The organism is Kitasatospora sp. NPDC059160, from assembly GCF_042755465.1.
Taxonomy (GTDB): domain Bacteria; phylum Actinomycetota; class Actinomycetes; order Streptomycetales; family Streptomycetaceae; genus Kitasatospora.
In genome coordinates this window covers 126037-139712 of the sequence record NZ_JBHZCN010000006.1, presented here as the reverse complement: position 1 = coordinate 139712, position 13676 = coordinate 126037, and the positions used below count along the sequence as shown (strand labels likewise).

The following is a 13676-nucleotide window of genomic DNA, read 5'->3' as shown; positions in this document are numbered from 1 at the left end:
ACTGATCCACCCCGAAGGGCTTCACCGTTCGACTTGCATGTGTTAAGCACGCCGCCAGCGTTCGTCCTGAGCCAGGATCAAACTCTCCGTGAATGTATACTCGGCCCCACAATCAAGCAGGGCCGGTCCACACCCGCGTTGAGCGGCACGGCAACCACCGGAATAGGGCGGCCCCGCGCACTGCGTCCTCGCTAGTGTTTGTTTCAAAAGGAATCTCCAACCCCGATCAGACGATCGAGGCCGGGGATGTCAACATATCTGGCGTTGACTTTTGGCACGCTGTTGAGTTCTCAAGGAACGGACGCTTCCTTCGGACCGCCTTCCAGCGGGCCCTCCGGGCGCTTCGTTCTTTCGTGTTTCCAGCTTACCAGATGTTTTCCGCTCCGTTTTCCGGGGCTTCGTCATCCAACTCGCTGGTGTCTTCTGCGGCTTGACGCCCCGTCCGACGTTTCAAACTCTAGCCGACCCTCGCTCCGAAAAGCGAATCCAGCCGCAATCCGATAAAACGCACATGCCACATAAGCACCGAGCCGAGACGCGAAAAGCGAAACGGCAGGCGCAGACCTGACGCGGTGTTTCAAGGGATTGGCCGCCCCGGGACCGTCCGCGCCGATGCGTGTCCGGTGCTCCCTGCCGAGCGACTGGAAGACAGTACCCCCGTCCGGCCCCCGGGACAAACTCGGCTCGTCAGGCCCGGCCGACCGCCCGGGCTGGGCCGGGCTGGGCCGACCAGGGGAATCCGGGGACCGCCGCCGCTTCGTGGCCCGTAGCCCAGGGCCTCGGCCGCTAGCTTTGTCGACGCTTGGTCAACTCCCCTCAGACACCCCAGGGACCAGCCATGTCCAAAGCCCTTCGGCGCACCTTCGTCGCCGCCACCTCCCTGCTGGCGCTGCTCGCCGGCGCTTCGCCCGCCCTCCCCGCCCAGGGCACCTTCCTGGCCCCGATCGCCGAGCACCACCACGACAGCTCACTGATGTACGGCACCAGCAGTAACTGGTCCGGCTACGCGGCCACCGGCGGCAAGTTCACCAGCGTCAGCGCCGAGTGGGTCCAGCCGACCGTCACCTGCACCAAGACCGACACCTGGTCCGCCTTCTGGATCGGTCTCGACGGAGACGGCAGCAGGACGGTCGAACAGATCGGCACCGAGGCGGACTGCTCGGGTGGCACACCGGTCTACGGGTCCTGGTACGAGATGTACCCGGCCTACCCGGCCTATTTCAACAACGCCGTGCACCCCGGCGACCACTTCACCGCGAGCGTCACCACGACCGGCAACGGTGTCTTCAACCTCACCCTCCGCAATGTGACGAGGAACTGGAGCCGCAGCATCGCCAAGTCGTTGAAGAGCGCGACCCTGGCCTCCGCCGAGGTGATCGCCGAGGCACCGTCCAGCAGCACCGGCGTCCTTCCGCTCGCCGACTTCGGCACCGTCGGGTTCACCAACGCCAAGGTGAACGGGAAGAGCCTCGGCGCCTCGAACCCGTCGGTCATCGACATGGCCACGAAGGACGGCGTCACCAAGGCGACCACCTCCGGAATCACCGACGGCACCGCGTTCTCGGTGACCTGGAAGCACAGCTGACCGATCCCCCGGCGACGCCTGACGTCCACAACCGTCAGGCGTCGCCCGTCAGCCGTCGGCCCCGCTCCAGGAAGTCCAGCAGCCCGCCGGCGCCACCGAGCCCGTGGACCGTCCGGGCGGCGCCGAACGGCGCGTTCCAGAACTCCCCCTGCTGCCGCTCGTGCGGGCCGACGTAGGCGTACGGCTCAGCGAGGAACGCGTCCCCGGGCGAGAGGCCGTAGTTCACCGCGTCGACGGTGATCCCCAGGTCGAAGTGCTCGGGCCAGATGACCGGCTCCTCCGTGGGGAACAGTTCCCTCAGCGCCGCCTCGCCGAGCGCGAAGCAGTGCGCGAGCCACCGGGCCGCAGCCGGATCCACCTCGATCGGCCGGTCGGCGGCGACGCCCGGACCGTCCCGGTACACCCCCTCGGGGGCGCCGACGCCGAGCCCGAGGGCCGCGCCGAGCGCGACGCAGCTGGTCCGTTCGAGCGACACCGCCCGCCCGCGGCCCACCAGCTCCGCGCCCACCACCCGCAGCCCCGGCTCGGCCACCGTTCCGAACCCGCCCGGGCGGGCCCGCAGCCGGATCGTCCCGCTCGCCCGGTACTGCGGCCCGGCCAGCACCAGCTCGGCCACCGCGTGCAGGGAGCGACGGGTCCGTACGAGCGTCTCGGCGTCCATGGAGGCATCGTCTCCCGGGAAGCGGGTCCGCGCACGGTCCTGCACCGTCCCGACAATCACCCCGACCACCACCGGGGCGCGGCCGGAGAGGTCCACCGGGAGGCCCACCACACGGTGCGGAGTTCTCATCGAACTACCTCTTGAAAGTGGGGGGTTGGTGAGGGAATCATGACAGCCCTCACACAACCGGGGAGTTGAGACCTCATGGGCGCCGTGGCGGCCGGCACCGGAACGGCACGGCGGACGGCCGCGGCGAGTCGCCGTCAGTTGGCGGTCCTCCTGACCGCCAAGACGATCTCGGACGTCGGCTACGCGCTCGACTTCATCTGTCTGTCCGTCTTCGTCTGGGAGCTCGACCACTCGGCCCTGGACACCGGGCTGGTCAGCGTGGCGCTGTACGCGGGCGCGATCGCGGGCGGGCGGCTCGGGCACCGCTACGGGGACCGCTGGGACCGCCGCCGGGTGATGATCGGCGCCGACCTCGCCCGGTCGCTCATGCTGGCGCTGCTGGCGGTGCTGCCGGCGGGGGCGCAGAACTGGTGGCTGTACCCGGCGGTCATGGTGATCGGCAGCGGGCGGTCGGTCTTCGAGGCCACGCTGTCCGCCGCCACGCCCGTGCTGGCCGGGCCGCGCACCCCGTCGGTGAACAGCGCGCTCGCCGGGCTCAAAGGGGTGGCCTTCATGGTCGGCATGGGCCTCGCCACCGTCCTGGTCCCCCTGGCCGGGTACCGCTGGGTGTTCGGGCTGGACGCGGCCAGCTACGCGCTCTCGGCCGCGGTGCTGCTCGCGCTGCGCCTGCGGATGAGGGAGCCGGACGGCCCGGCCGCCGGAGCCCGGGAGCGCGCCGGCGCCTGGCCGTTGCTGGTGGCCGCGGGCCTGGCCGGCCTGGTCGCACTGCGCGGACTGGACGCCTTCGGCAGCGCCTCCCAGCACGTCGGACTGCCGCTGCTGGGCAGCGAACTGCGCCCGGACGAACCGGCCGTGGTCTCCGGCGCGGTGTGGGGCAGTTGGGCGGCCGGGCTGCTGCTGGCCAGCTTCGTGCTGCGGCCCCTGGCCAAGCGCATCGTCGACCGCGCACCGGCCCCGGTGTACTGCGTGGCCACGATGGTGATGTCGCTGGGCTTCATCGGTGTGTTCTGGCTCGACGGCTGGTGGCCGCGGCTGCTGGCGGCGGCCGGGGCCGGTCTGGGCGACGCGCTGAGCGAGATCACCTACAAGCAGTCCCTCCAGCAGCTGCCCGACGGGCGCAGGGGGCGGGCGTTCGGGCTGTCCCAGATCACGGTCAACGCGGGCTTCATGTCCGGTCTGCTCGTCACGAGCCTGGTGCTGCAGCCGGCCTGGGTGGCGCAGTGGGTGCTGCTGCTGCACGGCGTGCCGCTGCTGGTGGCCGGCTGGATGGCGGTCACCGCGACGCGGGCCGTCCGCTCGGCCGGGGCGCTCTCGTGAGCGGGCCCCGCCCGCCGGCCGGCACCGCGAACGGTGAGATCTACCTGGACTACGCCGGACTCGGCCGGCTCCGACCGGCCGCCGTCGCCGCGATGCGCAGCGCCGTGGACGAGGTGCTCCCGTACGGCAGCGCCAGGGTCGGGCCCCTGTTCGGCGCGCGGAACGCCGCCCGGCGGTCCGTCGCCCGGCTGCTCGGCTGCACGCCCGACGAGGTCGCCTTCGTCCCCAACACCTCGACCGGCATCCACCTGGTGGCCGACGGACTGGACTGGCGCCCGGGCGACCAGGTCGTGCTGTTCGACCGGGACTTCCCGGCCAACGTCCGGCCCTGGCTGCGGCTGCGCCGCTTCGGGGTCGAGCCGGTCTGGGTGCCGATGCGGGACGGCGGTCACCGGATCGAGGACGTGGCGGCGGCGGTCGGGCCGGCCACCCGCCTCGTGGCGGTGAGCCACGTCAACTTCGCGACCGGCTTCCGCTGCGACCTCGACCGGATCTGCGCGTTGGCCGCCGAGGTCGGGGCGCTGGTCTGCGTGGACGCCGTGCAGAGCTTCGGCGCGCTGCCGCTGTCGGTGGCCGACACCCCGGTGGACTTCCTGGCCGCGGGCGCGCACAAGTGGCTGTGCGGACCGCCGGGCACCGGGGTGTTCTACTGCCGGGCCGACCGGCTGGAGCTGCTGCGCACCACCCCCACCGGCTGGTTCGGCCACCAGGGCGCCGCGGAGGTGTCCAAGGGGCCGGGGCACCTGCGCTACGACCTGCCCGAACGGGCCGGGGCGGCCAGGGTCGAGGGCGGGATGTACGACCTGGTCGGCATGGCCGGGCTCGCCGCCGCGCTGGCCGAGCTGGAGGAGACCGGCATCACCGCGGTCACCGGGCGGGTGCGCACCCTGGCCGACCGGCTGCGCGCCGGGATCGGCGAGCTCGGCTACGACCTGGCGCTCCCCCCGGACGGCACCGGGCACTCGGGCGTCGTGAGTTTCACCGGCCACCGGACGGAAGGGGTGGAGATCGTCCGGAAATTGGCGTCGGCCGGAATACACGTTTCCGTTCCGGACGGCTGGGTCCGGGTTTCCCCGCATTTCTGGACGACCGACGGAGAAGTGGCCGAGATCCTCTCGGAGCTTGCCGCGCAGAAGCCTTGACGACGCCGTTCCGGTTCCCGAAGAATATCGCCCAACCGCTTCGCCGGACCGGATATCCGGTCCGGCCCGTGAGAAGAGAGGGGTGGCGAAATGGCTTACGAGACCTGGGAGTCCCTGGAGGACGAGGTCGAGATCAGCACTGGTGCGGCGGACTGCTGGACCTGTCTGATCGACGACGCCGGCGTCTGATCCCGGCGCTCCACGCATGCCCCGCGAGGGAATTCCGGTCCGTCCGGATATTCCGTCGCGGGGCATGTCGCCGATCGCCCGGTGGCCGACTCCAGAAAAGCAGAGGAATGACCGCGTGAACCGTTGGGAATTCAGTCACGGAATCGTCGGGGTCAACGCACCGAGTTGGCTCACCTTCGAGGTGCACCGCCCGTACTTCGACGGTGCCGAATCACCGGCCACCGCCGTCCAGGCACGGTCGGCGGTCCTGGCCGCCCGGCGTTTCGAGAATCCCGCTCCGGGCGCGCTGCGGTTCGGCATGACGATGCCCGCGAGCTACCGCCGGCTGCTGGTGCAGGAGTCCCGGCTGACCGCCTACCGGGCGGTGCTCCCGACCGACCTGCCCGACGAGCTGGCCTCCCCCGCCTGGCGGCGGATGACCGAGGCCTACCGGCGGCACGCCGAACTGGACCAGGTGGACCGGTCCGGGCTCGCGCACTGGCTGGTCGCGGTCTGCCTCCCCGCCGCGGTCCTGGAGGTCGTCCCGGAGGACCTCGACCCGGCGGCCTGCCGCGACCAGGTGACGGCGGGCGTCCAGGCCGCCCGCGCGGCCGCCCTGTTCGGCTCCGAAGGCCTCTCCGAGCGGACCACCGCGGCCTACCGGGTGCTGGCCGAGAACCCCGCGCCCACGGTCGCCCACGTCCAGGCGGTGGCCGCCTGGGGCTACCTGCTCGCCCGGCACGCCGGGGACGACTCCGCCGCGCCGCTCCTCCTCGACCGTGCCCGGGAGCTCCTGAAGGAGGTCGCGGGCGAGCTCACCCCCTTCACCCACGCCGTCCTGACCGCCCGGCTGGCGCTGCGCGAGGTGATGTACGCCGAGCGGCAGCGGGACTTCGGCGGCGCCCGGGCGCTGCTGGCCGACGTCCGGGCGGGCGTCGCCGAGCTGACCGCACCCGACCGGGACGACGCACTGGTCCTGCTGGAGACCCGTCGGCGGCTGCTCGACCGGCACCTGGAGATCGCGGTGCGGATGGGCGACACCGAGACCGAACGCACCGCCGTCGAGGAGGGCCTGGCCCTCGATCCGTGGGACGTCAAGATCCGGATGCAGGCGGCGCAGGCCCACGAGCGCGCTGGCGCGCACGAACAGGCGCTGGCCGGCTACCTGCACGCCGCCCGGCTCGGCCCGTTCGGCACCGGCTTCGCGCTGCTGCGAGCCGCCCACTGCGCGCGCGAACTCGGGGACACCGAGTTCGCGCGGGTGCTCAACGAACGGGCCTTCCGCGCCGCACCGCGCGCCGCCGCCAGCCGGGACGCGCTGCTGGAGGCCTGCCGCGAGGACGGCGACCGGCCGCTGGAGGAGCTGACCGGGCGCGCCGCCACCCGGGACCGGGAGCGGCCGTACGCCAACAACTGGCACTACCGGATGTACGCCTCGTACTTCAACCTGGGCGAGTCCGAATCCCCCGGCCTGTACGCCCGACTTCCCAGCCTCGCCTACGAGTTCGCCGAGCGCGGCGGCGAACGGGCCGAGGTCAACTGGCAGCGCCTCATGCCGCCGGCCTTCCGGGGCAACCTGATCCGCGAGTCCGGGCTGACCGAGTTCGCGGTCGACCACCCGGCCGATCTGCCCGAGCACCTGCGCACACCGCGCTGGAACCGGCTGTGCGAATGGCTGGAGGACTTCGACCGCTGCGACCCCGAGCGGCGCCGGCAGGTCGCCATGGTGCTGTACCGGCTCGGGTTCACCAAGCTCGTCCTGGAGCTGGTCCCGCCCGTACCGGTCGACCGGCTCCGGACCCCGGCCGAACTGCGCCTGCACCACTGGCGCGACCTGGTGCGGTACGTCGCCTCGGTCGGCGGAACAGTGGCCGCACCGGAGACCTCCTTCGCCATCGCCGGACACCCCGAGTGCCCGACCCACCTACGGTTCGTCATCGCCGTGGTGGCGGTGGTGTTCCACGCCCGCGAGACGCGTTCGCAGGAGGAGGCGGCGCGCTGGCGGGAGATCGGCGCCCGCGCCCTGGAGGAGCTGCTGGCGGACCCGGACCGGTCGGCGTTCGAGAAGACGATGATGGAGAGCCGGTTCTACCGCAGCGTCAGCTTCGTCCCGTTCATGGCCGAGGACCGCGCCTGGCTGGCCCGCGACATGGACCGCGCCGAGGAGCTGGCCCGGGCGGTGCCCGCCGAAGGGCCGTACCAGGAGTTCCTCAAGCGGGAGAACCTGCGGGCCTGCGTGGAGAGCCGCTCCAAGGAGTGCTACGCGTTCGGCGAGGACGACCGCGGTGACCTCCTGGTCGCGGAGGCGCTGGCCCTGGACCCGTACGAGCCCAAGACCCACATCGAGGTGGCGGAGGGCCTGCTGCGGCGCGACCGCCCCCGGGAGGCGGCCGACAGCTTCCTGCGGACCGCCCGGCTCGGCCCGGTCTCCACCGCGTTCGGCTACGCGGCCGCGGCCGAGTGCTTCCGGCGGGCCGGCCGGCCGGTCCTGGCCGAGGACTGCTACCTCCAGGCCCTCAGGGTGGACCCGTACGCGATCTCCGCGGCACGCGGCTGGGCGGCCGTCGGCGCGGCCGACGGCATGGCCGAACTGGCCAGTGCCTACCTCGCCGACCTGGAGGCCTGGGGCGCGGCCCGGCGCGCCGCCCGACGGGAGCGGGCGTGAGCGTCACCTGGGTGCTGCGCCCCGAGCCCGGCCCGGGGGCGGAGGCCGTCGTGCGGCCGGTGCGGGTCGGCGAACTGCCCGCCGACCTGCCCGCCGCGTTCCTCACCGGCACCGGGTTCAGCGGCGAGGTGGGCGAGGTGCTGCAACTGCCCGGCACCCCGGTGACCGTGCTGCTCGGGGTCGGGCCGCGGGACCGGACCGACCGGGACGCGATCCGGGCCGCGGCGGCCGGACTGGCCCGGGCCGTCGGCGCCTACCGGCGGCTGGCCGTCCACCCGCCGGGCCCGGACCTCCGGCCGCTGGTCGAGGGGTACCTGCTCGGCGGGTACCGGTTCACCCGGTACCGGAGCGGCGCGGCCGCGCCGACCGACCAGCTCGTCGAGGTGCTCACCCCCGGGACACCGGACGCCGCCCGCGGCCTGTTCGAGGGCAGCAGGCTGGCCGAGGCCGTGCTCCTGGCCCGGGACCTGGTCAACGAACCGGGCGAGGCCCTCACCCCGACCGTGTTCGCCGACCGCGCGGTCGAGCTCGCCGCGGCGACCGGTCTGGAGTGCGAGGTCTGGGACGGCCGCCGGATCGCCGACGAGCGGCTGGGCGGACTGCTCGGGGTCAGCCGGGGCTCCCTGGAGCCGCCCAGGCTGGTCAAGCTGGGCTACCGGCCGGACGGCCGGGCCGACGGTACGGCAGGGGCCGCACGGATCGCGCTGGTCGGCAAGGGCGTCACCTTCGACGCCGGCGGCCTGTCCCTCAAGCCCAACGCGCAACTGGCCGGGATGAAGGCCGACATGGCCGGGGCGGCCGCCGTCCTCGGGGCGATGTCCGTCCTCGACGCGCTGGACTGCCCCGTCGCGGTGGACGCCTGGCTGCCGCTCACCGAGAACATGCCCAACGCCGACCCGATCCGGGTCGGCGACGTCCTGGTCATGCGCAACGGCACCACCGTCGAGATCTGCCACGCGGACGCCGAGGGACGGCTGATCATGGCCGACGCCCTGGTCCTGGCCGGCGAGACCGGGCCGCAGGCGATCATCGACATCGCCACCCTCACCGACGCCGCCGCGATCGCCCTGGGCCGCCGGGTCGCCGCGCTGATGGGCACCGACGACACCCTGGTGGAGCGCCTGCGCGCGGCCGGCACCCGGGCCGGGGAGCCGCTCTGGCCGCTGCCGCTGCCCGACGCGTACCGGCCCCAGCTCCGCTCCCGGATCGCCGACCTGGTCAACTACACCCTCGGCACCCGGCACGGCACCGCGCTGCTCGCCGGCCACTTCCTGCGCGAGTTCGTCCCGCCCGGCATCCCCTGGGCCCACCTCGACATCCAGGGCACCGCCCTCGCCGACGGGACCGACGCGGAATGGGTCGCCGGCGCCACCGGCTTCGGCGTCCGCACCCTGGCGGAGTTCCTCACCGGCCACCCCCAGCCGCCCGTCTGACCGTCCGCGCGGAGCGGCCCGGGAACGGCGCGCGACGGCGTGGAGTCGCACGGAGCGGCGTGGGGTCGCGTGGGGTCGCTCGGAGTGGCGTGGATCACGCCGGGATCCGGACGGAGGGCGAAATGCGGGGGCCGCCGCGGTGGTTGGCACCGGCGATCACCGCTGACCCGGCGCACCCCACCGCTACCCGCGAGGAAACCCCATGACCGTCACCGAGCCTTCCTCCTCCCGCGCGGCCGAGATCCTCTCCCGGCCCGTCACGATCAACGGGCTGACCGTGCCCAACCGCATCGCCATGGCGCCGATGACGCGCCAGTTCTCCCCGGGCGGCGTCCCCGGCGAGAACGTGAGCGCCTACTACGCCCGCCGCGCCGCCGCGGGCGTCGGCCTGATCGTCACCGAGGGCACCTACGTCAACCACGAGTCCGCCGGGCAGAGCGACAGCATCCCGCGCTTCCACGGCGAGGAGCAGCTCGCCGGGTGGGCCCGCGTCGCCGCCGAGGTGCACGCGGCGGGCGGCACCATCGTGCCGCAGCTCTGGCACATCGGCATGGTGCGCAAGCAGGGCGAGCCGCCGGTCGCCGACGCCCCGGCCGTCGGCCCCTCCGGCATCCGGCTCGACGGCACCGAGGGCACCGGCCGGGCGATGACCCGGACCGACCTGGACGCCGTCATAGCCGCCTTCGCCGAGGCCGCCGCGGCCGCCGAGCGGATCGGCTTCGACGGCGTCGAGCTGCACGGCGCCCACGGCTACCTGCTCGACCAGTTCCTGTGGGCCGGCACCAACCGCCGCACCGACGGCTACGGCGGCGACCCGGTCGCCCGGACGAAGTTCACCGCCGAACTCGTCGCGGCCGTGCGCGCCGCCGTCTCCCCCGAGTTCCCGGTGATCTTCCGCTACTCGCAGTGGAAGTCGGAGAACTACGACGCCCGGCTCGCCGAGACCCCGCAGGAGCTGGAGTCGATCCTCGCCCCGCTCGCCGAGGCCGGCGTGGACGCCTTCCACGCCTCGACCCGCCGCTACTGGGTCCCCGAGTTCGACGGCTCCGACCTCAACCTGGCCGGCTGGACCAAGAAGCTCACCGGCCGCCCCACCATCACCGTGGGCTCCGTCGGCCTGGCCGGCGACGTCATCGCCGCCTTCGCCGGCGAGGGCTCCGACACCCAGGGCATCGACAACCTCCTCGACCGCCTGGAGCGCGACGAGTTCGACCTCGTCGCGATCGGCCGCGCCCTGCTCCAGGACCCGCAGTGGGCCGCCAAGGTCCTCGGCGGACGCTTCTCCGAGCTCCGCCCCTACGACGCCGCCGCCGTCCGCACCCTGAGCTGACCGACAGCGGCGCCGGTCGCGGCGGCGACACCGGTGGGGGGATCGGCCGATCCCCCCGCCGGTGCGCGCCCCGCGCCGTATGCTCGCCGGATGGAGACGAACGGGTCCTCACCTCCGTACGAAGTCCTGGTGGCGGGGCCGTACTTCACCGATCTGGTGTTCCACGGCCTGGACCGGCCGGTGCGGCCGGGTACCGAGGTGTTCGCGGACGGCTTCGGCCTGGTGCCGGGCGGCGCCTACACCCCGGCGATGGCACTGCACCGGCTCGGCCGACGGGTGGTGTGGAGCGCGGACTTCGGCACGGACCCGTTCAGCGCCCACGTCCTGGCCTGCGCCCGGCAGGAGGGCCTGGACGGGGCCGCGTTCCGGCGGCACCCGTTCCCGGTGCGCAGTCTGACCGTCGCCCTGGCCACCGAGGGCGACCGGGCGATGGTCAGCTTCCAGGACCGGGTCGACCCCGAGCCGCTCGCCCCGCTGCTGCGGCGGTTCCGCCCCCGGGTCCTGCTGCTGCCCCAACTGCGCTGGGACGAGGGCACGCTGGCGGCGTGCCGGGCCGCGCGGGAGCTGGGCGCCCTGGTGGTCATGGACTGCCACGACACGCCCGCGAGCCTCGACGACCCGGCCGTCCGCGCCGTCCTCGCCCTGGTCGACGTCCTCACCCCGAACGACGGTGAGGCGCTGCGCCTCACCGGTGCCGACGGCCTGGACGAGGCGGTCGACCTCCTCGGCCGCGTGGTGCCCACCCTGGTGGTCACCCGGGGCGCGCAGGGTGCCACGGCCGTCCGGGACGGCGAGCGCCACGACATCCCGGCCGCCCGGACCGCCGCCGGGGCCGCCGGCGTCGACCCGACGGCGGCGGGCGACTGCTTCACCGCGGGCCTGGTACACGGGCTCCTCGGCGGTTGGGACCTGCCCGACTGCCTCGCCGCCGCGTCGCTCTGCGGGGCCGCGGCAACCACCGGCCCCGGCTCGGGATCGGCCCTGCGCGCCGAGGAGCTCGACCGGCTCCTCGACCGCCGCCCCGACCGGGGCGGCCCCCGAACTCCGCTCGTAGCACCATGAGATGAACACTTCACCACCCGGCGTGATCGTGTTAGCGTCCGTCGGATGTCGAGGATTCTGGTCACCGATCTGGACGGCACCCTGCTCGGCGGCACCCCGGACGACCGGCGTCGATTACGGGACGCCCTGGCCCACCACCCCGAGGTGGTCACGGTCTTCGCCACCGGACGCGGCCTGGCCTCGATCCGCCAGGTGCTCCGCGACCCGCTCGTCCCCCGCCCCCGGTGGATCATCGCCGACGTCGGCGCCACCGTCCTGGACGGCGCCGACCTCACCCCCGTCGACCCCGTCCAGGACCAGCTGCGGGCCGGCTGGCCGGGCCCCGAGCGGGTCCGCGCCGCACTGCTCCGCTTTCCCGCACTCGCCTACCAGCACGGCGTCCACCAGGACGGGCGGTGCTCCTACCACCTCCCCCCGGACGGGCTCACCGGGGAGCTCACCGCGGCCGTCGAAGAACTCGGCTGCACCTGGGAGTACTCGGCGGACCGCTACTTCGACGTCCTGCCGCCCCACGCCTCCAAGGGCGACGCCCTGCGCGCCCTGGCCGCGAAGCTGGGCTGGCAGCCCGACGAGATCCTGGTCGCCGGCGACTCCCTCAACGACCTCTCGCTGTTCCGCGCCGGCACCCACGCGGTGGTCGTCGACGGGGCCGAACCCGCCCTGCTCACCGCCCTCATCGGGAACCCGCTGGTCCAGCGCCCGGGCCTGCCCGGCGCGGCCGGCATCCACGCGGCGCTCCGCACCCTCGGCTGGACCTCCCGCGGGGCCGACCACGGCATCGGGGCCGAGGCCGCCACCGAACCGCCCGTCGGCCGGCACTCCCTCGTCGTCGCCTACCACCGCCCGCCGCTGCACTGGAACGGCGAGAGCTGGCAGCCGCCCGACAGCCCCAACGGCATCCTGCCCACCCTGAGCAGCGCCTTCGCCGACGACCTGCCCGGCGTCTGGGTCGCCGCCCGCACCGGGCGCGACCGGCAGGCGCCGCTCCCGCACCCCGCCTCCGCCCCGCCCCTGGCCGCCGTACCCGTCGACCCGGCCACCTGGAGCGGCTACTTCCACCGCGCCTGCAAGGAGACGCTCTGGCCGGTCCTGATGTCCGAACCGGACCGGGCCGTCTTCGACGAAGGCGCGTGGGCCGACTACCGCACCGTCAACGCCCGCTTCGCCCGGCACATCAGCGCCCAGGCCGCCCCCGGCGCCACCGTCTGGCTGCACGACTACAACCTCTGGCTCGTCCCGGGCCTGCTCCGCCGGGCCCGCCCCGACCTGAGGACCGGGCTCTTCCACCACACCCCGTTCCCGGACCCGGAGACCTTCGCCGGCCTCCCCGTCGCCGCCGAACTCCGCTCCTCGCTCGCCTGCCTCGACTGGGCCGGCTTCCACACCGAGGCCTTCGCCGACCGCTTCCGCCGGACCCTCGCGGGCCTCCCCGGCCCGCCGCGCACCACCGTCCACCCGCTCGGCATCGACCGGCCGGCCGTCGAACGGCTCGCCCGCCTGCGCGCCCCGCACCGCCGCCCGGACACCCGGCGCGTCGTGCTCTCGGTGGAACGCCTCGACTACGCCAAGGCCCCGGTCCAGAAGGTCGACGCCGTCGACCGCCTGCTCGCCCGCCGCCCCGATCTGCGCGGCCGGCTCGTCTTCCGCCTGGTCTGCCCGCCGCCCGAGCCCGGGATCACCGCGTACGAGAGCACCCGCCGGCGCCTGGAGCGACGCGTCGCCGAGACCAACTCCCGCTGGCGCAGCGGGTCCTGGCAACCGGTCGACTACCGGCCGCACCGCCTCTCCACCGCCGAGGTGGTCGACCAGTACCTCACCGCGGACGTCCTCTGGATCACCTCGCTCCAGGACGGCATGAACCTCACCGCCAAGGAGTTCGTCGCCGCCCGCGCCGCGTTCCCGGAGCACCGGGCCGACCCGGGGGTCCTCGTCCTGTCCCGCCACACCGGCGCCGCGGCCGAACTCGGCGAGGCCGCCCTGCTCACCGATCCGCACTCCCCCGAGGACCTCACCGCCGTCCTCGCCCACGCCCTCGACCTCTCCCCCGCCGAGCGCCGCACCCGGATGGTCCGGCTCTCCGCCCTCCTCGGGCACAGCCGTCCCGCCGACTGGGCCCACGAGATCCTGCGCGCCATCCGCAGCGGCGCCCACCGGGGCCCGGCCGCCTGACGCGCCGTCGCCCCG

Annotated in this window: 9 protein-coding genes and 1 rRNA gene; 8 read left to right on the top strand and 2 right to left on the bottom strand. The window is 73.9% G+C overall.

The window, feature by feature from the left end:
- Nucleotides 1-93, bottom strand: a 16S ribosomal RNA gene (locus ACFXOZ_RS04205); the annotation flags it as partial.
- A gap of 745 nt (nucleotides 94-838) precedes the next feature.
- Here ACFXOZ_RS04205 and ACFXOZ_RS04200 point away from each other — a divergent pair.
- Complete coding sequence (locus ACFXOZ_RS04200) at nucleotides 839-1585, top strand: G1 family glutamic endopeptidase (protein ID WP_380528514.1); 747 nt, start codon at nucleotides 839-841, stop codon at nucleotides 1583-1585.
- Nucleotides 1586-1619: 34 nt separating this feature from the next.
- Here the strand turns inward: ACFXOZ_RS04200 and ACFXOZ_RS04195 are convergent, their stop codons facing one another.
- Nucleotides 1620-2246: a hypothetical protein gene (locus ACFXOZ_RS04195; protein ID WP_380528515.1), complete on the bottom strand. Its 627-nt coding sequence runs from the start codon at nucleotides 2244-2246 to the stop codon at nucleotides 1620-1622.
- Between the two features lie 204 nt (nucleotides 2247-2450).
- Here ACFXOZ_RS04195 and ACFXOZ_RS04190 point away from each other — a divergent pair, with 204 nt between their 5' ends.
- From ACFXOZ_RS04190 to ACFXOZ_RS04160, 7 genes are all read left to right on the top strand, one after another.
- Entirely contained in the window at nucleotides 2451-3692 is a 1242-nt protein-coding gene (locus ACFXOZ_RS04190; RefSeq protein WP_380407322.1) for an MFS transporter, read from the top strand.
- On the top strand, nucleotides 3689-4834 hold the full coding sequence (locus tag ACFXOZ_RS04185) for an aminotransferase class V-fold PLP-dependent enzyme (RefSeq protein WP_380587286.1): 1146 nt from the start codon (nucleotides 3689-3691) through the stop codon (nucleotides 4832-4834). The genes ACFXOZ_RS04190 and ACFXOZ_RS04185 overlap by 4 nt, the downstream gene beginning before the upstream one ends.
- 304 nt (nucleotides 4835-5138) lie before the next feature.
- Entirely contained in the window at nucleotides 5139-7667 is a 2529-nt protein-coding gene (locus tag ACFXOZ_RS04180) for a hypothetical protein (RefSeq protein WP_380587283.1), read from the top strand.
- On the top strand, nucleotides 7664-9100 hold the full coding sequence (locus ACFXOZ_RS04175) for a leucyl aminopeptidase (protein ID WP_380587280.1): 1437 nt from the start codon (nucleotides 7664-7666) through the stop codon (nucleotides 9098-9100). The genes ACFXOZ_RS04180 and ACFXOZ_RS04175 overlap by 4 nt, the downstream gene beginning before the upstream one ends.
- Before the next feature lie 202 nt (nucleotides 9101-9302).
- A complete protein-coding gene (locus ACFXOZ_RS04170; RefSeq protein WP_380528524.1) occupies nucleotides 9303-10430 on the top strand; it encodes an NADH:flavin oxidoreductase in 1128 nt (375 codons plus the stop codon).
- Between the two features lie 90 nt (nucleotides 10431-10520).
- Nucleotides 10521-11492, top strand: a complete 972-nt coding sequence (locus ACFXOZ_RS04165) for a carbohydrate kinase family protein (protein ID WP_380528526.1) — start codon at nucleotides 10521-10523, stop codon at nucleotides 11490-11492.
- A gap of 45 nt (nucleotides 11493-11537) precedes the next feature.
- Nucleotides 11538-13661: an HAD-IIB family hydrolase gene (locus tag ACFXOZ_RS04160; RefSeq protein ID WP_380587278.1), complete on the top strand. Its 2124-nt coding sequence runs from the start codon at nucleotides 11538-11540 to the stop codon at nucleotides 13659-13661.
- Nucleotides 13662-13676: the final 15 nt, after the last annotated feature.

What these genes read in the sequence shown, in the direction of transcription:
- ACFXOZ_RS04200 (WP_380528514.1), top strand. Translation starts at nt 839, where the DNA reads ATGTCCAAAGCCCTTCGGCGCACCTTCGTCGCCGCCACCTCCCTGCTG.
- ACFXOZ_RS04195 (WP_380528515.1), bottom strand. Translation starts at nt 2,246, where the DNA reads ATGGACGCCGAGACGCTCGTACGGACCCGTCGCTCCCTGCACGCGGTG.
- ACFXOZ_RS04190 (WP_380407322.1), top strand. Translation starts at nt 2,451, where the DNA reads ATGGGCGCCGTGGCGGCCGGCACCGGAACGGCACGGCGGACGGCCGCG.
- ACFXOZ_RS04170 (WP_380528524.1), top strand. Translation starts at nt 9,303, where the DNA reads ATGACCGTCACCGAGCCTTCCTCCTCCCGCGCGGCCGAGATCCTCTCC.
- ACFXOZ_RS04165 (WP_380528526.1), top strand. Translation starts at nt 10,521, where the DNA reads ATGGAGACGAACGGGTCCTCACCTCCGTACGAAGTCCTGGTGGCGGGG.
- ACFXOZ_RS04160 (WP_380587278.1), top strand. Translation starts at nt 11,538, where the DNA reads ATGTCGAGGATTCTGGTCACCGATCTGGACGGCACCCTGCTCGGCGGC.